General features: G+C 34.3%; 20 protein-coding genes. 9 read left to right on the plus strand and 11 right to left on the minus strand.

Annotated elements, in window-relative coordinates:
• Positions 1 to 10: 10 nt before the first annotated feature.
• From ACFX5F_RS10205 to recG, 3 genes are all read right to left on the minus strand, one after another.
• Positions 11 to 3,106, minus strand: coding sequence for an efflux RND transporter permease subunit (locus ACFX5F_RS10205; protein ID WP_379851943.1), 3,096 nt, complete (start codon positions 3,104 to 3,106; stop codon positions 11 to 13).
• A 67-nt stretch (positions 3,107 to 3,173) separates the two neighbouring features.
• Positions 3,174 to 4,232: an efflux RND transporter periplasmic adaptor subunit gene (locus ACFX5F_RS10210; protein ID WP_379851944.1), complete on the minus strand. Its 1,059-nt coding sequence runs from the start codon at positions 4,230 to 4,232 to the stop codon at positions 3,174 to 3,176.
• A gap of 479 nt (positions 4,233 to 4,711) precedes the next feature.
• Positions 4,712 to 6,817: an ATP-dependent DNA helicase RecG gene (recG, locus tag ACFX5F_RS10215; RefSeq protein ID WP_379851945.1), complete on the minus strand. Its 2,106-nt coding sequence runs from the start codon at positions 6,815 to 6,817 to the stop codon at positions 4,712 to 4,714.
• A 352-nt stretch (positions 6,818 to 7,169) separates the two neighbouring features.
• On the opposite strand from recG, the gene bla reads away from it, so the two are divergent.
• Entirely contained in the window at positions 7,170 to 7,922 is a 753-nt protein-coding gene (gene bla / locus ACFX5F_RS10220; RefSeq protein ID WP_379851946.1) for a BlaB/IND/MUS family subclass B1 metallo-beta-lactamase, read from the plus strand.
• Positions 7,923 to 8,050: 128 nt separating this feature from the next.
• Positions 8,051 to 8,596: a DUF1697 domain-containing protein gene (locus ACFX5F_RS10225; RefSeq protein ID WP_379851947.1), complete on the plus strand. Its 546-nt coding sequence runs from the start codon at positions 8,051 to 8,053 to the stop codon at positions 8,594 to 8,596.
• Between the two features lie 411 nt (positions 8,597 to 9,007).
• On the opposite strand, the gene ACFX5F_RS10230 is transcribed toward ACFX5F_RS10225, so the two are convergent.
• Positions 9,008 to 9,745, minus strand: coding sequence for a Dph6-related ATP pyrophosphatase (locus tag ACFX5F_RS10230; RefSeq protein ID WP_379851948.1), 738 nt, complete (start codon positions 9,743 to 9,745; stop codon positions 9,008 to 9,010).
• A 104-nt stretch (positions 9,746 to 9,849) separates the two neighbouring features.
• Here ACFX5F_RS10230 and ACFX5F_RS10235 point away from each other — a divergent pair, with 104 nt between their 5' ends.
• Positions 9,850 to 11,913, plus strand: a complete 2,064-nt coding sequence (locus ACFX5F_RS10235) for a M1 family metallopeptidase (RefSeq protein WP_379851949.1) — start codon at positions 9,850 to 9,852, stop codon at positions 11,911 to 11,913.
• A 113-nt stretch (positions 11,914 to 12,026) separates the two neighbouring features.
• On the opposite strand, the gene ACFX5F_RS10240 is transcribed toward ACFX5F_RS10235, so the two are convergent.
• Positions 12,027 to 12,548 carry a DUF7935 family protein gene (locus ACFX5F_RS10240; RefSeq protein ID WP_035672229.1) on the minus strand — a complete coding sequence of 174 codons (522 nt, stop codon included), beginning with the start codon at positions 12,546 to 12,548 and terminating at the stop codon, positions 12,027 to 12,029.
• Between the two features lie 132 nt (positions 12,549 to 12,680).
• On the opposite strand from ACFX5F_RS10240, the gene ACFX5F_RS10245 reads away from it, so the two are divergent.
• From ACFX5F_RS10245 to ACFX5F_RS10255, 3 genes are all read left to right on the plus strand, one after another.
• Complete coding sequence (locus tag ACFX5F_RS10245) at positions 12,681 to 13,448, plus strand: sulfite exporter TauE/SafE family protein (RefSeq protein ID WP_379851950.1); 768 nt, start codon at positions 12,681 to 12,683, stop codon at positions 13,446 to 13,448.
• A gap of 119 nt (positions 13,449 to 13,567) precedes the next feature.
• The gene (locus ACFX5F_RS10250; RefSeq protein WP_379851951.1) at positions 13,568 to 15,904 is read left to right on the plus strand and encodes an ATP-dependent helicase; all 2,337 of its coding nucleotides are present in this window, start codon (positions 13,568 to 13,570) and stop codon (positions 15,902 to 15,904) included.
• Positions 15,905 to 15,988: 84 nt separating this feature from the next.
• Entirely contained in the window at positions 15,989 to 16,609 is a 621-nt protein-coding gene (locus ACFX5F_RS10255) for an L-threonylcarbamoyladenylate synthase (RefSeq protein WP_379851952.1), read from the plus strand.
• A gap of 131 nt (positions 16,610 to 16,740) precedes the next feature.
• Here the strand turns inward: ACFX5F_RS10255 and ACFX5F_RS10260 are convergent, their stop codons facing one another.
• From ACFX5F_RS10260 to ACFX5F_RS10270, 3 genes are all read right to left on the minus strand, one after another.
• Complete coding sequence (locus ACFX5F_RS10260) at positions 16,741 to 17,574, minus strand: OmpA/MotB family protein (RefSeq protein ID WP_379851953.1); 834 nt, start codon at positions 17,572 to 17,574, stop codon at positions 16,741 to 16,743.
• Between the two features lie 70 nt (positions 17,575 to 17,644).
• Positions 17,645 to 18,631: a glycosyltransferase family 2 protein gene (locus ACFX5F_RS10265; RefSeq protein WP_379851954.1), complete on the minus strand. Its 987-nt coding sequence runs from the start codon at positions 18,629 to 18,631 to the stop codon at positions 17,645 to 17,647.
• Positions 18,632 to 18,696: 65 nt separating this feature from the next.
• Positions 18,697 to 19,143: a type I restriction enzyme HsdR N-terminal domain-containing protein gene (locus ACFX5F_RS10270; protein ID WP_379851955.1), complete on the minus strand. Its 447-nt coding sequence runs from the start codon at positions 19,141 to 19,143 to the stop codon at positions 18,697 to 18,699.
• Between the two features lie 91 nt (positions 19,144 to 19,234).
• On the opposite strand from ACFX5F_RS10270, the gene holA reads away from it, so the two are divergent.
• The 3 genes from holA to ettA all read left to right on the plus strand — a co-directional run bounded on the left by holA (position 19,235) and on the right by ettA (position 22,269).
• Positions 19,235 to 20,239, plus strand: a complete 1,005-nt coding sequence (gene holA / locus ACFX5F_RS10275) for a DNA polymerase III subunit delta (RefSeq protein WP_379851956.1) — start codon at positions 19,235 to 19,237, stop codon at positions 20,237 to 20,239.
• Between the two features lie 77 nt (positions 20,240 to 20,316).
• Positions 20,317 to 20,499 (plus strand): CAL67264 family membrane protein, encoded by a 183-nt coding sequence (locus ACFX5F_RS10280; RefSeq protein ID WP_039108177.1) that lies wholly within the window; start codon positions 20,317 to 20,319, stop codon positions 20,497 to 20,499.
• A gap of 75 nt (positions 20,500 to 20,574) precedes the next feature.
• Complete coding sequence (ettA, locus tag ACFX5F_RS10285) at positions 20,575 to 22,269, plus strand: energy-dependent translational throttle protein EttA (protein ID WP_379851957.1); 1,695 nt, start codon at positions 20,575 to 20,577, stop codon at positions 22,267 to 22,269.
• A 67-nt stretch (positions 22,270 to 22,336) separates the two neighbouring features.
• On the opposite strand, the gene ACFX5F_RS10290 is transcribed toward ettA, so the two are convergent.
• The 3 genes from ACFX5F_RS10290 to ACFX5F_RS10300 all read right to left on the minus strand — a co-directional run bounded on the left by ACFX5F_RS10290 (position 22,337) and on the right by ACFX5F_RS10300 (position 23,422).
• Positions 22,337 to 22,465: a hypothetical protein gene (locus ACFX5F_RS10290; RefSeq protein ID WP_379851958.1), complete on the minus strand. Its 129-nt coding sequence runs from the start codon at positions 22,463 to 22,465 to the stop codon at positions 22,337 to 22,339.
• Between the two features lie 76 nt (positions 22,466 to 22,541).
• Positions 22,542 to 22,958, minus strand: a complete 417-nt coding sequence (locus ACFX5F_RS10295; RefSeq protein WP_379852048.1) for a thiol-disulfide oxidoreductase DCC family protein — start codon at positions 22,956 to 22,958, stop codon at positions 22,542 to 22,544.
• Between the two features lie 158 nt (positions 22,959 to 23,116).
• On the minus strand, positions 23,117 to 23,422 hold the full coding sequence (locus ACFX5F_RS10300; RefSeq protein ID WP_379851959.1) for a GIY-YIG nuclease family protein: 306 nt from the start codon (positions 23,420 to 23,422) through the stop codon (positions 23,117 to 23,119).
• Between the last annotated feature and the right edge of the window lie 88 nt (positions 23,423 to 23,510).

Raw genomic sequence — 23,510 nt, forward strand, 5'->3', positions numbered from 1 at the left:
CTGAAATAGATTACTTACTTTCCTTTTCGTATTCTTCGATATGATCAAATTCAGGATAATGCTTTCTTGCTTTCGACCACATTAAATACATTGCCGGAATCACGAATAAAGTCAATACCAAAGAGAAAATGGTTCCTCCCACGATGACAACTCCCATTCCGATTCTGCTTGTTGAAGCGGCCCCAAGCGACATCGCAATAGGCAATGCTCCTAATGAAATAGCTAAACTGGTCATTAATATAGGACGCAAACGTGCTTCTGAAGCTTCCAGAATTGCATCAATTTTAGATTTCCCCTGTTCTCGCAGCTGATTAGCAAATTCGACGATTAATATTCCGTTCTTGGTTACCAGTCCAATTAACATCACGGTTCCAATTTGGCTAAAAATATTCCATGTTTGGTCAAATAACCACAGAGAAAATAAAGCGCCGGCAACTGCCATCGGTACTGTCAGTATTATTATAAAGGGATCGATAAAACTTTCAAATTGTGCTGACAGTATCAAAAAGATCAACAATAACGCCAATCCAAAAGCGAATGTTGTATTTGAACTACTCTCTACAAAATCCCTGGATTCTCCGCCTAAATCAGTAGTAAAAGTATCGTCTAACACTTTGGCTTTTATTTCATTCATGGCATCGATACCATCGCTGATACTTTTGCCTGGAGCAAGACCAGCAGAAACTGTTGCCGACATGTATCTGTTGTTGTGGTACAATTGTGGTGGATTACTTTTCTCTTCTATCGTAACCACATTATCCATCTGTATGAGCTCTCCCTTGTTGTTTTTGACATACATAGATGTTAAATCAAGTGGTTTTGAACGGTCTTTTTGATCAAATTGCCCAATGACTTGGTACTGTTTTCCATTTCTCATAAAGTAACCAAAACGCTGACCACTTAGGGAAAGTTGTAGTGTTTGTGCAATATCAATAACTGAAATCCCTAAGCTTTCTGCTTTTTCTCTATTGATTGTTACATTGATTTCTGGTTTGTTAAATTTTAAATTCACATCGCTAACTGCAAAAGTTTCGTTTTTCCCCACTTCATCCATAAACACAGGAATTTTTTCACGTAATTTCTCAAAGTTAGGTGCCTGAATAATATATTGAATAGGCAATCCTCCTCGTCTGTTAACGGCAATTGTTGGTTGTTCAATTACAGATGTTTTAGCATCAGGATATTTCTTAGACCATTTAGTAAGTTTTTGTGCAATTTCTTTTTGGGAATCTTTTCTTTCATTTGGTTCTACCAAAGAAACCCTGATAAAACCACTATTGACAGATGAGGAACCAAAACCAGGAGAAGTAATTACCAAACTAACTTTTTTTCCTGGAATGGAATCATCTACTAGTTTAGACATTTCTTGCATGAAACGATCTGTATATTCATAAGAGGAACCTTCTGGAGTTGACATACGCATAACAAATCCGCTTCGATCATCATAGGGTGCCGTTTCCTTTTGAATTAAATTAAAAAACAAATAAATCAAACCAAAACAAGCAATTAAAATAGGAAAGCTCAACCATTTTTTCTTCATAAAACGTTGCAATGCGTCAGCATAACCGCTATTTAGTTTTTGAAAATATGGTTCAGTACGAATATAAAACTTTGATTTCTTTTGTTCTCCACCTTTCATTAAATAGGCGTTCAGCATAGGAGTTAAAGTCAGTGATACAAACGCCGAAATTAATACGGCAGCACCAATTACAACGCCAAATTCCCGAAACAGTCGGCCTACAAATCCTTCTAAGAATATTACAGGAAGAAACACCGCAGCTAAGGTTATCGAAATCGAAATTACCGCAAAAAATATTTCATTTGAACCCTTAATTGCCGCTTCAATCGGTGTCATTCCTTCCTCTACTTTTTTGAAAATATTCTCGGTGACTACAATTCCATCATCTACAACTAATCCTGTTGCCAAAACAATCGCCAATAAAGTCAATACATTAATCGAAAAACCAAAAAGCCACATGATAAAGAAAGTCGCAATCAAGGAAACGGGAATATCGATTAAAGGTCTAAAAGCAATAGCCCAATCTCTAAAGAATAAATAAATTATTAAAATCACCAAAATGATTGAAATTCCTAAGGTTTCCGCTACTTCAATCACCGATTTTTTTACAAATATGGTATTGTCTATGGCAATATTCAGTTTTATATCTTTGGGTAAATCCTTTTTTAAGGATTCATAAACTTTATAGAATTCCTTTGAAATATCTAAGTAATTGGCGCCCGGCAGCGGAACAATTGCAACTCCAACTAATGGCGTTCCTGATTGCGTCATTTGGGTTTCTGTATTTTCAGGACCTAATACTGCCGTTCCTATATCACTATAGCGAACGATTTTTTCCCCGTCGGAACGAATTATGATATTGTTGAACTGTTCGGCAGTTGATAAATTACCAACCGTTTTTACGGTCAATTCGGTATTTTTACCCGTTAATTTCCCAGATGGCAATTCAACATTTTGTTTGTTCAAAGCTTCCCTTACTTCAGAAACCGTACAGCCATAAGAAGCGAGTCTTATTGGGTCTATCCACAGACGCATCGCATATCGTTTTTGTCCCCAAATTTGAACTCCACTTACTCCAGGAATGGTTTCCAATCGTTGCGAAATAACATTTTCGGCATAATCACTTAATTCTAATGCATTTCTGGTATCACTTTGTACCGTCATTGAAATAATGGCATCTCCATTGGCATCAGCCTTAGAAACTACCGGAGGAGCATCAATATCTTGCGGTAGATTCCTCACGGCTTGAGAAACTTTATCGCGAACATCATTTGCCGCTTCTTCAAGATTTTTATCCAGATTAAATTCGATTGTAATGTTGCTGCTTCCTTGTGCACTGGAAGATGTTACATTCCTAATTCCGTCTATAGAATTGATTGCTTTTTCGAGTGGTTCCGTAATTTGGGATTCAATAATATCAGAATTCGCTCCAGCGTAGTTGGTACGAATCGAAATTTGAGCCGGATCAATAGATGGAAATTCACGAACACCCAGAAAACTATACCCGATAATACCAAACAATACAATTGCTAAATTAATTACAATAGTAAATACGGGTCTTCTTATGCTTGTAGTTGATAAACTCATTTATATTTTAGATTTTTATTGCTGATGTAAGGATATAGATTGCTACTAGGAATCAGATATCGTATCGCTATTTAATTTTGACCTTTACAGGAGTTTCATTTTTCAATGCCATTACAGCACTCGTTATAATGGTATCACCTGCTTTTAAACCGGAAAGCACTAAAATAGAAGCATCAGTCCTCGTGGCTGTTTCCACCATTATTTCTTTGGCTTGACCATTGCTGGAAATAAATACTTTTTTACCGTTCTGTACTGGAATAATAGCTTCTGTTGGAACTACGATAGCATCTTTGATGATGTCCAAAGGCAATTCGACATTAGCAAATGTCCCCGGGAGTAATTTTCCGTCTCTGTTTTCAGCAATTGCACGAACTTGAAGCGTTCTTGTAGCAATGGCAACTTCAGGTTCAATGGCGTATACTTTTGCAGTGTATTTTTCATCGGAACCGGTAACAGTAAATGTTATTTGAGCATTGGTGCGTATCTGATTCGCATATTTCTCGGGAATTGAAAATGTAATTTTTAGTTTGCCAATGTTAACTAATTTGGCCACTAAGATCGTTGGTGTAATGTAAGTTCCCGGAGATATAGAGCGCAGTCCTATTTTCCCTGAAAAAGGTGCACGGACAGCTGTTTTAGAAATTTGCGCTTTTATCAATTGGCTTTGCGATTGTGCCGATTTTAGATCTGCTCTTGCGATATCGTACTCTTCCTGGCTGATCGCTTCTTTTTGTAATAATAGTTTGGCTCTTCTTTCATTTTCTGACGCAAGACCTTCTTTGGTAGTCATCTGTCTTAATTGTGCTCTCAGTTCAATGTCATTTACTTTAAAAAGCACTTGACCTTTACTCACATTACTGCCTTCCTGAAAATAAATGCCTTCAACAATACCAGAGACTTCACTTCTAATTTCTACTTGTTCATTGGCCTCAATCGAACCGGAAAGTGATAAATTATTATCAAATGTTTGCGGTTTGGCAATAATTCCTGTAACATTTACGGGTTTGTCTTTTCCGCCTTTATCTTTTCCTTCTTCATTTTTAGCACTATTGGCCGAAATTCGATAACCAATAAAACCAATGATTCCAATAATAAGTGAGGCGTAGACTAAATATTTTATTTTCATGAGATAGGGGTACTGTAGTGTTGAAGATTATTATTTAAGAATGATTTAACAAAATTAGGGTTAACTATTGGGAATATTTGTTTTGTTAATTTTAATTTAACGTTTGTACATACAAATATTACTTTTAAAAAATACAGTGCGGGCAAATCAAAACTAAATCCGCGGAACTTTTTTTTACTTCGACTGCCAAAAAATGAAAAGGTTTAATACGAAATTAAAAAAAAAGAAGTTTTTTTAGCAGAATTTATGCAGTGGGGAGGAATTATGAAATGGAATTAAACAGATAAGAAATATAAAAACATATAAGTTTTAACCAGTTGAAGAGACAAAAAAGGTTTCTTATTTAAAAACAAGTCAATTAAATAAAGCATTTATTATCAATGTCTTAAGGTGAATTTAATGTTTATGAATTGGTAAAGATTTAATAATAACCTAACTTAATTGATTTACATTTCTTATGTTTTAAAAAGCAGTGGTGATTAGCTAATATAATTCCAGATGTTTTTCTTTTTCGTCATTTCGATAAAAACGGCTCTCAAAGCAGCGTGTTCCGGTTTTTGCATCCCTGCATCTTCTTTCAGAAGTTTTAAAGCATAATTTCGGGCTAATGCCAAGGTATCTCTGTCTCTTACCAAATCGGCAATTTGAAGATTAAGTACGCCGCTTTGTTGTGTTCCCATCAAATCACCCGGACCACGAAGCTTCAAATCGACTTCGGCAATTTCGAAACCATCATTAGTTTTTACCATTGTTTCCATCCGGGTTTTACTGTCAGAACTCAGTTTGTGGCTTGTCATCAGGATGCAATAACTTTGTTCCGCACCACGACCCACGCGACCTCGAAGCTGATGGAGTTGCGACAATCCAAAACGTTCCGCACTTTCAATAATCATCACGCTGGCATTAGGAACATTCACACCGACTTCAATTACCGTTGTAGCGACCATAATATTGGTTTTTCCTTCCGAAAAACGTTTCATTTCCGCATCCTTATCCGCTGGTTTCATCTTTCCATGCAAAATTGAAATCGAATACTGTGGCAATGGGAAATCTCTGGAAACACTTTCGTATCCATCCATTAAATCCTTGAAATCCATTTTTTCGGATTCCTGAATCAGCGGATACACAATATAGATTTGGCGGCCCAAAGCAATTTCGTCCCGAAGGAATTTCCAAACTTTCAATCTATTGCTATCAAAACGATGAACGGTCTGAATTGGTTTTCGTCCCGGCGGCAATTCGTCAATCACTGAAATGTCTAAATCCCCATACAAACTCATCGCCAAAGTTCGGGGAATAGGGGTGGCGGTCATCACCAAAACGTGTGGCGGAATCACATTTTTCTTCCACAATTTAGAGCGTTGTTCTACGCCAAAACGGTGTTGTTCATCAATCACGGCCAGTCCTAAATTCTTAAATTTCACCTTGTCTTCCAGTAAAGCATGGGTTCCGATGAGAATATGTAACGTTCCGTTTTCCAGTTCTTCATGGATAATTCTGCGTTGCGCTATTTTGGTGGAACCCGTTAAAATTCTGATATTGATATTTAAAGTTTCTGCCAATTCGGATAAACCAATAAAATGTTGGTTGGCGAGGATTTCCGTTGGTGCCATCAAGCAGGCTTGGAAGCCATTATCGAGTGCTAAAAGCATGCTCATAAAAGCGACAATGGTTTTCCCGGAACCTACGTCGCCTTGCAACAATCGGTTCATTTGTGCATTGCTGCCCATGTCCGTTCGAATTTCTTTGATTACTCTTTTTTGGGCATTTGTCAATTGAAAAGGCAAATGATTCAAATAAAAATCATTAAAATATTCTCCTACTTTATCAAATGGATGGCCTTTTATTTTATGTTTCCTGATCAGATTCTTCGTGATTAATTGCAACTGAATAAAGAATAATTCTTCGAATATTAATCGGAATTTGGCTTTTGCCAAAACATCAGCGCTTTTTGGAAAATGAATGTTGAATAAAGCCACTTTTTTAGGAATCAGCTTCAATTCGTTAATCAAATAATCCGGTAAAGTTTCCGTGAATAACGCTTGTGTTTCCAGAAACAATTGCTGCATCAGTTTATTAATCACCCTGTTTGAAATTCCGCGATTAGTCAAAGTTTCTGTCGAAGGATAAACGGGTTGCATCGCTGAACGCAGACTTTGTTCATGCTCTGTCATCAATTCAATTTCCGGATGCGCCATATTGAACGCATTTCCAAAAGATGTGCATTTCCCAAAAATAACACAAATTTCATTGAGTTTTAAACTCTCCCGAATCCATTTGTGACCTTGAAACCAAACGAGTTCCATTTGTCCTGTATCATCCACAAAAGTTGCGACCAAGCGTTTTTGGTTTCTTCCAAATTCAACGGTTTTGATGTTGATAATTTTACCGATAATCTGAACCTCGGCACTATTATTTTGCAGTTCGTTAATTTTGTAATACCGTGTTCTGTCAATGTATCTATTTGGAAAAAAATTAACCAAATCCACATACTTATAAATGCCCAATTCCTTACGAAGCAATTCGCCCCGATTGGGACCAACGCCTTTGAGGTATTCTATGGGAGTAAGTAGGAGGTTGCTCATTTAGATTTTTTTGGACACGGATGAAACGGATTTGCAAAAGCAAAAACGCAGATCAATACGGATTTTTAATTTGATGAAGCGAAGATAGTTTTTTGTTTGGAAATTTGGAAATGAGAATGTTTGGAAATAGCATAGGAAAATTGTTATATTTGAGGAATTGTTGCAACATATTTAATTATAAGTAAGTCGAAAGTTTAAACGTCGTAAAGTCAAAAGGAACACTATTGCAAACAGTAGTTTAAAATCAATCTGTTGCGTCATTTTGTCTAATTTTAAAACACGACATTATACAGTGGCTGTTACTTATGATGTAATCTTCTCCGTTTAAATAATTAAATTAAAAAAATCAAATATGAAACCTGTTTTATCACTTGTATTGACCTTATTTTTATTATTTTCTTCTAATATTTCTTTTGGACAAACAGTAAACAATGAATTAAAAATAACACAAATCACAGGTGATTTTTACGTGTACACTACATATAAAATGTTTGGAACCAAAAAGCAAGATGCTAATGCCATGTATGTCGTGACTCCTGAAGGTGTTATCCTTTTTGATTCTCCATGGGATACATTTCCTTTTCAGTCGCTACTAGACACGATTGAAGCAAAACATCATAAAAAGATAATTTTAGCAGTTGCTACGCATTCCCATGAAGATAGAACTTCAGGACTTGACTTTTATAAACAACTTGGAATAAAAACTTACACAACTAAGCAAACGGATGAAATTTCGATAGAATATGAAAGACCAAGAGCCGAATTTTTGATTGAAAAAGATACCGTCTTTAATGTGGGAGACTTTAAATTTGAAACCTATTATGCTGGAGAAGGACATACAAAAGATAACATTGTAATTTGGTTTGAGAAACAGAAAATTCTTTATGGTGGTTGTTTAGTAAAAAGCATTGATGCTAAAGATTTAGAATATGTAGGGGAAGCAAATGTTACAGAATGGCCAAATACGATTAAACGAGTTCAAACTAAATTTAATAAACCGAAGTTTATAATTACAGGACACCATGATTGGAAAAGTATATATTCCTTAAAGCATACTTTAAATTTATTGCGAGCGAATGAAAAGAAAAATAAGTATAAAAAATAAGGTCATCTATCCAACGTTTTTTAGTTTCAGTTTTTTTTTGATTAATAGACAAAATTTCCTGATTTAATTAAATAAAAAAAAATTCCCTCCAAACACAATACCTTCGCAAAAATAAAAAAGCTTAAAAAATGACAACTCATCTCGCATTACTCCGTGGCATAAATGTTTCAGGTCATAGTATGATAAAAATGGAGGCACTAAAAGCGACTTTGGAAGCCATTGGTTTTCAAAATGTACAAACGTATATTCAATCGGGAAATGTTTTTGTAGATACAGAAGAAGAAAGTTCAGCTGCTGTTGGATTCAAAATAAAACAGGAAATTTTCAAGGCTTTTGGTCATGAAGTGCCGGTTGTAGTCATTAGCTATGCAGATTTAGAAGCATGTTTCAAGAATAATCCTTTCTTGAAGGAAAAAGATATTGATACTAAGAAGTTATATGTGGCTTTTATTTCGACTACGTTGCAAAGTAGCAGTATGAATGATTTGAGAATAAGTCAGTTCAAGCCGGATGAAGCCAGTATTGACGGCAGCAGAATTTTTATTAAATACGCTGTTGGCGCCGGAAAAACCCGATTCGATCAAAAATACATCGAGAAAAAACTAAACGTTATTGCAACAATCCGCAATTGGAATACTGTGGCGCAATTGCTTAAAATGTTCAAAGAAAGATAAGTACAACTCTTCACAAGGAAAAATTTAGCCACGGATTCACAGATTCATAAATCAGTGAATCCGTGGCTATTTAATGATAACTAATTGTAAACCGTTAATATATCAGTGTAATGATGTTTATTCTTTAGAAATAAAATATTTATAATTTGACGCAATCTTTTACAGGAAGAATCATTTTAAAAATATCTGTGTAAGCGAAGTCAAATACAATTTTAGTTAAAAAAGTAATTTATAAGTGCTTATTGAACATTTTCATAAGGTTTAGTTTTGGTTAATTTTAGGATTATGAAGCATTTTTGCGAAAGAGATCTCAGGAGTTGAAAAACTTTTGGTACTTTTTTCTGTTTTTAAACCCTAATTATAAAAGTGAAGTTCGTTCTAAAGCGCTGAATTTATTAGCCATTAAATAGATTATTTTTCAACCAGATCACAATACCAGAACCCGAAATCAAACGCATCAGAAGCGCTGGTGTCGCAAGCAGTGTCAGAGGAATCTTCTTCTTTTGGTTTTTCGTATTTTCTATAAACGATTTCGCCAATTTCAAAATCTATGGGTTTAGAGAAAATCGGGCCGTCAAAAGTAAAGGTGTGAAATTCTCCGTTTTCTCCGCAAACATCTACAGTTTCAGGTAAATCATTGATAAAATCCTGATCGATAATGCGACCAACAAAGCTCTTGTCCAGGAACCGTTGGTTGACGCAAACTACAATCGTTTTAAATCCTAAACTAATAAATTCTTGAATCAAATCTTGAGTTGGAATTTTCCAAAGCGGAAAAACGCCTTCAAAACCTATATCTGCTAATTTGTCTTCTCTGTATTTTCGTAAATCTTCTAGAAATATATCTCCAAAAATCGAATGCGTGACACCTTGCTCTTTTAGTTTTGTCAATGTTTCCTGCATGACTTTTTCATAGACTTCCATCGTAGGCATTTCAGGAATTTGCATAATTTCAAGAGGTAATCCAATACTTTGGGCTTGTTGTTTCAATAATTCTACCCGAACGCCGTGCATGGAAATGCGTTGGAACTGTTGGTTTACGCTGGTAAGCAAACATGTAATTTCGAATTCTGAATTTTGGAATGTTTTGTATAAGGCAAGCGCAGAATCTTTTCCGCTGCTCCAATTAAATAGGGCTTTCTTTTTCAATGGGATTTTCTTGAGGTTTTCTGCGGGTAAACTTACAAAATTTATAATATTAGTTTAGGAAACCTTTGTAACTTTGGAAATCCCAGTTTTAACCTTTGAAATCCATGAAATACCTTTTCCTCTTATTATCCGCCATAACATTCGCTCAGCAAACCCAATCCGTTGATTTTAAATCGGTTCGTGGACAAATAACAATTAATACTCAAGATAAATCAGTAAGAGGAGCGGTTAGTTATTGGTTTAATGTTTTAAAACCAGTAGATACCATTAAAATTGATGCGCAAAACATGGCTTTTACTGATGTCGAATTGAATCAGAAACAAATTCAATTTACCACTGATGGAAAGCAAATTTTACTGATTTCGTCCTTCAAAAAAGGAAAAAATAATGTTAGTTTTAATTATGTTGCCAAACCAAAGCAAGCGCTTTATTTTGTTGGCTCTGAGGAAAAAGATAATGTCCAAATCTGGACGCAAGGACAAGGAAAAAGCACCAGTAATTGGTTTCCGAGTTTTGATGATGTCAATGAGAAAGTGATTTTTAGTCTGGAAGTGGTTGTGGATTCCAAGTACCAAGTAATTTCTAACGGAATCTTAAAAAGCAAAGTGGATAATAATTCGATGACTTATTGGAGATTCAACATGCAAAAACCAATGAGTTCTTATTTATTAATGCTTGCCATCGGGAAATTTGAGAAACAAACACAGCAATCAAATTCGGGAATTCCTTTAGAAATGTATTATGAACCTAAAGACAAATTTAAATTTGAACCCACGTATCGATATTCAAAGCGGCTATTTGATTTTTTGGAAAAGGAAATAGGGGTGAAGTATCCTTGGGGAATTTATAAGCAAGCTCCCGTTCGAGAATTTTTATACGCAGGAATGGAAAATACTTCAGCAACTTTATTCTCCACACGATATGTGGTAGATGATACAGGTTTTGAAGATCGAAGCTATACGAATGTCAATGCACATGAATTGGCACATCAATGGTTTGGGAATTTAGTCACTGCAGAAAGTAGTATGCACCATTGGCTTCAAGAAGGTTTTGCAACCTATTATGCTTTACTGGCTGAGAAGGAAATTTATGGCGAAGATTATTTTTATTCCAAATTATATGAATCAGCACAACAATTAAAATTTGCTTCAAGAACCGATACGATTCCTGTTTTGAATGCCAAAGCGAGTTCGTTGACTTTCTATCAAAAAGGCGCTTGGGCACTTTTTGTTTTGCACGAGGCGATAGGAGATAAGGCTTTTAAAAAAGCGGTAAAATGTTATTTGAAAAAACATTTATTTCAAACCGTAAACACACCAGATTTCTTTGCTGAAATTAAAAAAGTATCGGATTATGGCTTACATATTTTTAATAAAGTTTGGCTTGAATCAAGTGTGTTTAATACAATAGAGTCCAATGTTTTATTGAATAAAAATAAATCAATTCAGGTATTGTTTCAAGTAGAAAAATTAAAAAACAAATCCTTGTCGGAGAAAGAAGTTTTTTTCGCTAAAATACTACAATCTGATGTTTATTTTACGGTTAAAGAAGCAATAGTCAATCAATTGAAACTAGAAAAATTTGACGATAAAGTAGCCCTGTTAACTTTGGCTTTGGAAACCAAAAACATTCAAATTCGTCAAGCGGTTGGGGCTACACTAAACGACATTCCTGAAAGTTTTAGAGCACAATATGAAACATTATTGGATGATAAATCCTATGAAACACAAGAAATAGTATTATATAATTTATGGAATAATTTTCCGGAACAACGCGCTAGATATTTGGATAAATCAAAAGAATGGATCGGTTTTAGTGACTTTAATCTGCGAACTTTATGGTTATCGTTAGCATTATCGACATCTAATTATTCAATAAATAAAGAACAATTGATAGATGAATTAATTAATTATTCATCGTCTAATTACGAAGCAACCATTCGTCAAGATGCTTTAGAGAAACTACTTGCTTTTAATATAATCAATGATGAAGTATTACAAAATTTGGTAAAAGCTACAACTCATCATATGTGGCAATTTTCGAAATTTGGAAGAGACAATATCAGAAGACTATTGAAAAACAAAGAAATGAGAGTTTCTTTTGAAAGAATTCTACCTAGTTTAAATGAAACCGAGCAATTTCAATTGAATCGATTATTAAAAGAATAATGGTTTATATCAATTAAACATAGATTTTTTTAACTTACATGGACTTATATTCTTTATTTGATTAGTATTTATAACCATATAAGAAATATAAGTCCATGTAAGAAATGGTATTCCTACCACAATTGCCCTACTTCGTTTTTAATATAAGCCAAAGCCGCATTACTTGGAGATTGTTTTTCCATTAAATCATTCAAAAGCACTTCACGCAATTTATCTGCGCTATCAACACGGTCGCTCATATTTGCCTTACGAATCATTTGAATTGTAGCATTTTTAGCTGTCACAATAATAGTCCAACATTCATCAGACATATAAATTTGTTGTGTCAAATTATGTTCAAATTCCTGTTCGATTTGTGCAATTATAAGATTTTCATAATCGTTTTTATCTTGTGAAAGGGGAGAAATTCGAATCAATAATTTGGTCGGATTGATGCGTTCCATATAAAGCGTCATGCGCTCAAAAGCTTGTAATCGCAAGGGTAAAGCATTTTTTTGAGCCTCTTTGTTTAACAAATAACGACGTCTTCCCTCTTCGTTTTTAGTATGGAGATCAAAAAAATAATAGGCAACAACCCCTGTAACAACTGCCGGTAAAGTATAACTTAGTAATTCTATGATTGGTAATGATTCCATTTTCTGTGTAAAATTTATTAAAAGCAAAAATATACTTTTTTGACTACAAAATAACTTCATTTTATTAGCAATAAATCAATTCGAATAGTATTTTTACCATTTATACTGAATATTTAATCTCATCATTTTAGAATGGAAACGTACGTATTGGTTTTACTTTGTTTAGCCGCTTTTGCCGCAGGATTTATAGATGCAATTGTAGGTGGTGGCGGACTGATACAAACGCCGATGGGATTGATATTATTACCTAATTTACCAGTTTCAACAGTTATTGGAACCTTGAAAGTTCCTGCTTTCAGCGGCACTTCTTTTGCGGCCTATCAATATGTTAAAAAGTTAGACATGAATTGGAAATTGCTAGGAATTATGATGCTTTTGGCTTTTCCTTCGGCATTTTTAGGTTCTACATTATTGACGTATGTGAGTAATGATTTTATGAAACCATTATTGCTGGTTGTTCTTTCATTTTTAGTGGTTTATACCTACGCCAAAAAGAATTTTGGTCAACATGTTGAAAAAAAACATTCTCCCAGAACACAAATCTTCAATGCAATTGCAATCAGTTTTGTAGTGGGTCTGTATGATGGTTTTATTGGTCCTGGAACAGGTAGTTTTCTTGTAATGGCGTTTATCGCTATTATGGGATTTGATTTTTTGCACGCTTCCGCAAATGCTAAGATGGTGAACCTGTCGACTAACTTTGGTTCCATTTGTCTGTTTATTTTGAAAGGCAAAATTATTTGGGCCATAGCCATACCAATGGCCGCCAGTAATGCTTGTGGCGGATGGATTGGGGCAAAACTCGCCATAAATAAAGGAAATAGTTTCATTCGGATTTTCTTTTTGGTAGTTGTTGTGGGTACCTTAATCCGATTTGCCTACGATGTGTTTTTGAGATAATAAATACAGGAATATCTTATTAAGATGAATAGCAAAATGAATTAGCCAATTGTTGTTTTTTGGTACTGAAAACCTCATTCAAAATCGCTATTTTTGCATAATAAAATTTAAAAATTTCCATGCACAAATATATCGATCAACTTAACGAAGCGCAACGCGAACCCGTTTTACAAAAAGACGGTCCTATGATAATTATCGCAGGAGCAGGTTCTGGGAAAACGCGGGTGTTGACCATTAGAATTGCTTATTTGATGAATCAGGGCGTAGATGCGTTTAGCATATTATCTCTGACTTTTACCAACAAAGCAGCTCGAGAAATGAAAAAACGTATCTCTGATATCGTAGGTGCTGGCGAAGCAAAAAATCTTTGGATGGGAACCTTTCACTCGGTTTTTGCTCGAATTCTTCGTTCAGAAGCGGAACATTTAGGCTATCCTTCGAATTTTACCATATATGATTCTCAAGATTCTCTTCGTGCCATTTCTGGAATTATCAAGGAAATGCAGTTGGATCGGGACGTCTACAAACCAAAACAGGTTTTAAGCAGGATTTCCAATTTCAAAAATAGTTTAATTACAGTAAAAGCGTATTTTAATGACCCCGATTTGCAGGAAGCTGATGCTATGTCTAAAAAACCTCGAATGGGGGAAATTTATCAAAATTATGTAGACCGATGTTTCAAAGCAGGAGCAATGGATTTTGATGATTTGTTATTAAAAACGAATGAATTGTTAACTCGTTTTCCAGAAGTTTTAGCTAAATATCAAAACCGTTTCCGTTACATATTAGTTGATGAGTATCAAGATACAAATCACTCCCAGTATTTAATTGTTAGAGCATTATCTGATAAATTTCAGAATATCTGTGTGGTAGGCGACGATGCGCAAAGTATTTATGCCTTTCGAGGTGCCAATATCAACAATATTCTGAATTTTCAGAAAGATTATGAAGGGGTGAAAACATTTCGATTGGAACAAAATTACCGTTCGACAAAAAATATTGTAGAAGCGGCGAACACCATCATTGATAAAAATAAAGTTAAACTGGATAAAATAGTTTGGACAGCCAATGATTTTGGTCCAAAAATAAAAGTACACCGTAGTTTAACCGATAACGAAGAAGGTCGATTTGTTGCCGGTACCATTTGGGAACAAAAAATGCAAAACCAGTTGCCTAATGGGGCTTTTGCTATTTTGTATCGTACTAATGCACAGTCACGTGCGATGGAAGATGCATTGAGGAAAAGAGATATTCCGTATAGAATTTATGGTGGACTTTCATTTTATCAAAGGAAAGAAGTAAAGGATGTATTGTGTTATTTGCGATTGGTTATCAATCCAAAAGATGAGGAAGCTTTGGTTCGAGTAATCAATTATCCGGCTCGTGGAATTGGGAATACTACTATCGAGAAGTTAACCATTGCCGCCAATCATTACAAGCGTTCGATATTTGAAGTGATGCAGAATATTGAAAAAATTGACTTAAAACTGAATTCAGGAACCAAACAAAAACTTCTTGATTTTGTGACTATGATTCAGAGTTTTCAAGCCATAAATGAAAATCAGAATGCTTTTTATCTTGCTGATCATGTTGCCAAAAAAACAGGATTGGTACAAGAATTAAAGAAAGATGCGACTCCGGAAGGAATGGCTAAAATCCAAAATATTGAAGAATTATTAAACGGTATCAAGGATTTTACCGAAGGACAAAAAGAAGTTGATGGTGCCAGAGGTGCATTAGCTGAGTTTATGGAAGATGTGGCTTTAGCAACAGATTTAGATAAAGATACAAGTGACGAAGATCGTGTAGCTTTAATGACTATCCATTTGGCTAAAGGATTGGAATTTCCCCATGTTTTCGTGGTAGGAATGGAAGAGGATTTGTTTCCAAGTGCGATGAGTATGAGTACCAGAAGCGAACTGGAAGAAGAACGTCGTTTATTTTATGTAGCTTTAACGCGTGCTGAGCATCAGGCGTATTTGACTTATGCGCAATCGCGTTACCGTTGGGGGAAATTAACTGACAGTGAACCTTCCCGTTTTATTGAGGAAATCGATAGTCAGTATTTAGAATATATCACACCGCCAGAAAATAACTACCGTTACAAACCAATGATCGACAGTGATATTTTTGGTGATGTGGATAAATCCAAATTGCGTCTCGCAAAACCAATAGGAGGGACACCACCAAAACAGGTTACCGAAAATGAACTTAAATCGGATATAAATATTCGGAAATTAAAACCGATGTCTAATACAAATGCACCTTCAGGAATTGCTAATCTATTTGATAATAAACTAGTTGCTGGAAATATTGTTATGCACGAACGCTTTGGGAAAGGAGAAGTCGTTAATATGGAAGGTGTTGGTGCTGACAAAAAAGCCGAAATCAAGTTTGAAGTGGGAGGAATAAAGAAATTATTATTACGATTTGCAAAACTGGATATTATTGGGTAAAAATTTGTTTCAGGTTTAAGGTTTAAAGTTGTCTTTTAGAGGAACTTTAGGCCTTAAACATTTTAACTTTAAACTAAAAATTAAATGGCTCAATTTATAAAAATTTACGAAGACAAACCTAGTGAAGCGGCAATTGCCAAAGTCGTAAAGGTGCTTAAAGATGGCGGACTGGTAATTTATCCAACCGATACTGTTTATGGATTAGGCTGCGATATTACAAATACCAAAGCGTTGGAACGCATTGCTAAGATAAAAGGGATTAAGTTGGACAAAGCGAATTTCTCTTTTATTTGCAACGATTTGAGTAATTTATCCGATTATGTGAAACAAATTGATACGGCAACTTTTAAAATATTAAAAAGAGCTTTGCCAGGTCCTTATACTTTTATTTTACCAGGAAATAATAACTTACCTAAGGAATTCAAAAAGAAAACGACTGTCGGAATTAGGGTTCCAGATAATGCGATAGCTTTAGAAATCGTTAAGCAACTTGGAAATCCAATTGTGTCCACTTCGATTCACGATGATGATGATGTGATAGAATACACCACAGATCCGGAGCTCATTTTTGAGAAATGGCAAAACTTAGTTGATATAGTTATTGATGGTGGGTATGGCGACAATATAGGTTCCACCATTATTGATTTGTCAGGAGATGAGCCAATAGTGGTAAGGGAAGGTAAAGGGAGCTTGGATATTCTCTAAGGAAGTGTTCAGTGTTCAGAAAAACAGTGTTCAGTTGCCGCAGCCTCAAAATTAGTGTTCAGTAATAACTATAAAAAAACGTCTCGATACAACGAGACGTTTTTATTATTATAAGTAAACTGAACACTGTTTTATTGTTTTTGTTTTTTCATTTCTTTTTCAATCATATCGTAAAACTGATCGATTTTAGGCAATACAACAATACGAGTTCTTCTGTTACGAGCTCTATTTTCAGCAGAATCATTAGCAACTAAAGGAACATAAGAACTTCTTCCCGCAGCAATTAATTGTTCGGGTTTAACACCTAACTGATTAGTTAATACACGAATTATTGAAGTAGAACGTTTCACACTTAAATCCCAGTTGTCCAATAAAACACCGTTTCCAATATAAGGAACGCTGTCTGTATGTCCTTCAACCATACATTCAAAATCAGGTTTGTCGTTCACAACTTTAGCTACTTTCGCTAATACTGCTTTTGCTCTGTCCGTTACATCGTAGCTTCCAGTTTTAAACAACAATTTGTCCGCAATAGATATGAATACCACTCCTTTTTCAACATTGATTTCAATATCCGGGTCAGAAATTCCAACAGCACTTTTCAAACTAGTTACAACAGCAAGTGTTACACTGTCTTTTTTAGTTAATGCGTCTTGCATTCTGCTAATTTTTAAATCTTTCTCTTTAATTGATTCTAAAGCTTTCTCAATGTTTTCAGCACCTTTTGTAGACAATATAGTCATGTCTTTGGAAGTACTGATTAATCCTGTATTTTGCTCTTTTAAACCTGCTACAGTAGCTGTAAGTCCAGCTTTTTCTTCTAAACAAGAATTCAATTTTACGGTGGCAGAATTTAATAAATCTTGAGTTTCTTTATTTCTTGCTTCTAGATCGGTATATTTCTTTTTAGAAACACAAGAAGTTAAAAGTGCTAATACGGATAAGGCGATTACGATTTTTCTCATAAATTTTTTTTAAATTTGATTTGTAAAATTAGTTTTTAAATTAGAAATTATACCTAAATTAATGTTAAAATTATTTCACAAAAACCTTGCCATTGTTAATGTAATACGAGTAAACGATGCTTTTTGTATTGTAGTATTTTTTTGATTGAAATTTATCTCTTTTTTTTAAATTACTTAAAAACAATAGATAAAACGAACCATGTGCCTTTAATATCGCTAAAAAATGATTGAATTTTCCTTGTGAAAGAAATTGTAATCCTGCAATTGCATCCAATACCATTCGACAAAATAATATCCAATATAATTTATCTTTAGGTAAATTTTTGCTCAACATTAATAATGAATTTCTAAAATTCAGATACGTTTTTTTTGGATTTCCCTGTTTTAATGTAGCGCCGCCAACATGAAAAACCACTGATTCCGAAATGTATTTTATTTGATGGCCTTTATTAAAAGCGCGCCAACAGAGATCAATTTCTTCCTGATGCGCAAAAAAGTCAGCGTCAAAACCTTTCAATTCGTTATAAACAGAACTTCGTATAAAAAAGCAAGCGCCCGATGCCCAAAATATTTCGCAGTTATCATTATATTGACCGTTGTCTTTTTCTAAAGTATCAAAAATGCGACCTCTACAATATGGATAGCCATATTTATCAATAAATCCTCCGGCAGCACCAGCATATTCAAAATATTCTTTACGTTTAAAATCTAATATTTTAGGCTGAATTATAGCCGTTTGAGATTCATTTTCGAATGCTTTAATAATGGGTTGCAGCCAATTTTTGGTAACTTCGATATCTGAGTTTACCAAAGCATATACTTCGGCATCAATATGCTTTAATGCTTTATTGTATCCGCCAGCGAAACCTGAATTGGAATCATTTTTAACTATTTTAACCGAAGGAAAATTAGCCATTACAAATGAAATGGAATCATCTGTTGAAGCATTATCGGCAAGATAAATTGTAGCTTCAAGCGAGTATTCTACCACTGATGGTAAAAATTGTTCTAATAATTGTACTCCGTTCCAATTGAGTATGACAACAGCTATTTTCATTTTGACTTTTAGATTTATAGATTTTTCGACATTTTAGATTCTTAAAATCTAAGAAGTTTAATAATCTAGCTATTATAATTCGGCAGATTTTCCAGGAAAGTATATTTCTCGTTTTCATAATCCATTTGACAAAAGTAATGATTCAAACCATTGGTCACCATCAAAAATTGGGACTGCATAGTCATATTGTACCGTGCAATTTGGTCGAATGTAGCTTGTGCAATTTTTATTTCTGGCGCTTTGCATTCGATTAAAATAAAAATAGAACCATCAGGATTGAAAACAACAACATCGTATCTTTTTCGCAAACCATTGACTTTTAGAACTTTTTCAACATTTATTAATGATTTAGGATATTTTTTTTCATCCAATAAATACTGAACTACGTGCTGTCGAACCCATTCTTCGGGTGTGAGAATGATAAATTTTTTCCTGATTTCATCAAAAATGGATACTTTATTTTCGCTATTTTTGAACCGAAAGTTATAAAGTTGAAAATTTAGTTTTTGCATAAAGCAAAAGTATTAAATAAGTTTAAAATTTAAGGTTTAAAGTTTCATTGGAAGCTACAGACTTTAAAATTCAAACTTTAAACAAAAAGAAATGGACGAGGTTGTAAAAATTGTAAATGATATAAAAAGCGGTAACATTAAACCCATCTATTTTTTGATGGGAGAAGAACCTTATTATATAGATAAATTATCTGATTATATAGAAGAAAAAGTACTAACCGAGGAGGAAAAAGGTTTTAATCAAACCGTTTTATACGGAAGAGATGTTTCGATAGAAGACATTATTTCGACCGCCAAGCGTTATCCGATGATGGCGGAACGTCAAGTGGTTATTGTAAAAGAAGCACAAGATTTAATTCGGACGATAGATAAACTGGAAAGTTATGCTGAAAACCCAATGCCAACAACCGTTTTAGTTTTTTGTTACAAATATAAAACGTTGGATAAACGTAAAAAATTAACCAAACTTTTAGCTAAATCGGGTGTCGTTTACGAAAGTAAAAAATTATATGAAAACCAAGTTGGCGACTGGATTAAACGTGTTTTATCAGGTAAGAAGTATTTGATTGAACCTAAAGCAAATGCCATGTTAGTGGAATTTCTTGGAACAGATCTGAGTAAGATAAACAACGAACTCGAAAAATTACAAATTATCCTACCCGCTGGAAGTACAATAACTCCTAAGCATATTGAGGAAAATATAGGGTTCAGTAAAGATTTTAATGTTTTCGAATTGCGAAAAGCTTTGGGAGAACGCAACCAATTGAAAGCCTACACCATTGCCGAAAATTTTGCGCAAAATCCTAAAGATAATCCCATGGTGGTCACTACGAGTTTGGTTTTTGGTTTTTTTATTCAGTTATTGAAATACCACGGATTAAGAGATAGAAATCCTAAAAACGTGGCGGCTGTATTAGGCGTTAATCCTTTTTTTTTAAAGGAATATGATGTAGCTCTAAAAAATTACCCAATGAAAAAAGTAAGTCAAATTGTGGGAGCTTTAAGAGATATTGATGTAAAAAGTAAAGGTGTCGGGGCTAATGCCTTATCTCAATCGGATTTATTAAGAGAAATGCTTTATAAAATATTTAATTAAAGTGTAAAAAATCCCGATATTTGCATTTGGGTTCCGACGTTTCAGAGTCGGCGATAAAAAAATAAAATACCACAATTATGGGAATGAATAAAAACACTGTTTTAGGTTGGGCAACTTTAATAATGATTCTGATGGGATTACTCTTAATAGGATTAGGAGCTTTCCGTTACAGCGATGTTTCAGGATGGGGATTTGCTGCCGTTGGTGTTGGATTTTTAGCTAATGCTTGGGTATTTAGTTCACTTAAAGGAAGGCTTTAAAGTCTATATTAATGTTTAGCTGAGCACAAATAAGAGAAGAACGAATTAATTTTAAATTTTAAATTAAAAAAGAAAATGGCAGACGATAAGAAAGTAATATTCTCAATGTCAAAATTGAGTAAAACCTATCAAGGAGCAGATAAACCAGTGCTTAAAAATATTTATTTGAGTTTCTTTTATGGAGCAAAAATTGGTATTTTGGGTTTAAATGGCTCAGGAAAATCTTCATTATTGAAGATTATTGCCGGGGTTGATAAAAACTACCAAGGGGATGTCGTTTTTGCGCCAGGCTATACTGTTGGTTATTTAGAACAAGAGCCTATTCTAGATGATAGTAAAACGGTTATCGAAATTGTAAGAGAAGGTGTTGCAGAAACTATGGCAGTTTTAGATGAATTCAACAAAATCAATGATAGTTTTGGTTTGCCTGAAGTCTATGAAAATGCAGATAAAATGGAGCAATTGATGGATCGTCAAGCGCTTTTACAAGATAAAATTGATGCATTGGGTGCTTGGGAAATTGATACCAAACTGGAAATTGCAATGGATGCCTTGCGTACGCCAGAAGGAGATACACCAATCAAAAATTTATCTGGAGGTGAGCGTCGTCGTGTAGCTTTATGTCGTTTGCTATTGCAGCAACCTGACGTTTTGCTATTAGATGAGCCTACGAACCATTTGGATGCAGAAAGTGTTCTTTGGTTAGAACAACATTTAGCACAGTACGCAGGAACGGTAATTGCCGTAACACACGATAGATACTTTTTGGATAATGTTGCCGGATGGATTTTGGAATTGGACAGAGGTGAAGGAATTCCTTGGAAAGGAAATTATTCCTCTTGGTTAGACCAAAAATCAAGCCGTATGGCACTGGAAGAAAAAGTAGCTTCCAAACGTAGAAAAAATTTAGAACGCGAGTTGGAGTGGGTTCGTCAAGGAGCAAAAGGGCGTCAAACGAAACAAAAAGCGCGTTTGCAGAACTACGATAAATTATTGAACGAAGATCAAAAGCAATTGGATGAGAATCTAGAAATTTATATTCCAAATGGTCCACGTTTAGGGACTAATGTTATTGAAGCCAAAAATGTTTCGAAAGCTTTTGGCGATAAATTGCTGTATGATAATTTAAATTTCACTTTACCGCAGGCAGGAATTGTAGGTATTATAGGACCCAATGGTGCTGGTAAATCTACAATTTTTAAAATGATAATGGGTGAGGAAAAGCCAGATTCGGGAGAGTTCTTGATTGGGGACACTGTAAAAATCGCTTATGTAGATCAAGCACACTCAAATATAAATCCTGAAAAATCAATTTGGGAAAACTTTGCTGATGGTCAGGAATTAATTATGATGGGCGGAAAACAAGTGAATTCAAGAGCCTATTTGTCACGTTTTAATTTTGGTGGTGGAGAACAAAATAAGAAAGTTTCGATGCTTTCCGGTGGTGAAAGAAACCGTTTGCACCTTGCAATGACTTTGAAAGAAGAAGGAAACGTGCTTTTGCTGGATGAGCCTACAAATGATTTGGATATTAATACACTTCGTGCTTTGGAAGAAGGGTTGGAGAATTTTGCAGGTTGTGCAGTAGTGATTTCTCACGACAGATGGTTCTTAGACAGAATTTGTACGCATATTCTAGCTTTCGAAGGAAACTCTGAAGTTTATTATTTTGAAGGTGGTTTCACTGATTATGAAGAGAATAAGAAAAAACGTTTGGGTGGTGATTTAACCCCGAAACGATTGAAATATAGAAAACTAATACGAAGTTAATATTTAAAAAGAACTTTTTTTAAATATTGAGAGGATGTCTGAAAAGGCATCCTCTTTTTTTGTGTCATTATTTTTTTTTGGTATCGGAATACATCATAATAAGCACCGCAGCAACTATTCCCACTACCACTAAACCAAAAACGACAATCATCATAAACGATCCATTGTCCCAAGAAAAAAGTGATGTGTCTTTCATAATTTAAATTTTAAGGTTATTCAAATTTAGATTTCCTTCAAAATATAATTTATGATAATTATCATAACAGTATTTTTTATTCTAAAAACTTAGATTTTAACTCCTTTGTAGGAATCATACAAGTATCTTTTTTACCATACCATTTGTAACGATTTTTAGCAATATAATCGTAAATATAGTTTCTTAATTTGATAGGGAAAATTTTAAAAATTGTTACAAAATAAAAAATTCCACTTAAATTTTTTGCAATTTCCAAGACCGCATCCGATTTATAATAATAGGCAATTCCTGATTGGTATAAAATTATACTATCTATATTGCTGTTGTTAATTCCTATATATTTAATGATTTCCTGACCCAAATCAGATTGCAGAGATGCAAATCTAAAAATATCTTTTTTGTCATGCTTAATGACGAATTGTACCGCTGCATCACAAAGATTACAAACTCCGTCAAAGAGGATTATTTTTTTGTTTTTAGGAAGGTTTATCATTTTTTTTGTCATTGCGAGGAACGAAGCAATCGCATACGGTTTATCCGTTCCAATTAAGCACAATTTATTTGTTAATGCATTTAAATTATTTATTAGTTACACTTGTTAGTGTGATTGCTTCGTTCCTCGCAATGACTTTGTGTGTATCGTTTCGGGTATTATTCCGTCATTATATCTTTAATTTCTTCAAATAAATCTTTCCAAGTTGGATTCAAAGAATGAATTAATTCATTTTTTGTTTCTCTTGAACCTGCTTTTATTTGTTTTTCTCTAGCTATTGCATCACCAATCCATTGAAATTGTTCATAATATATTAATACATCCAAATTATAACGAGCAGAAAATGAATTAGGATATCTTTTCTCTTTGTGTTCCAAAATTCTTTGTGGAAGATTTGAAGTAACACCTGTATACACAACAGTTTGGTATTTATTAGTGATGATGTAGATAAATCCAGGTTTCATATTTATTTATTTGTATTTGTCATTGCGAGGAACGAAGCAATCTCATGTGGTATATCCGTTTCAATTAATCGCTTAAACTTAGTTCGAT

Origin of the sequence: Flavobacterium zhoui (genome assembly GCF_042787235.1) — a bacterium.
Taxonomy (GTDB): domain Bacteria; phylum Bacteroidota; class Bacteroidia; order Flavobacteriales; family Flavobacteriaceae; genus Flavobacterium; species Flavobacterium zhoui.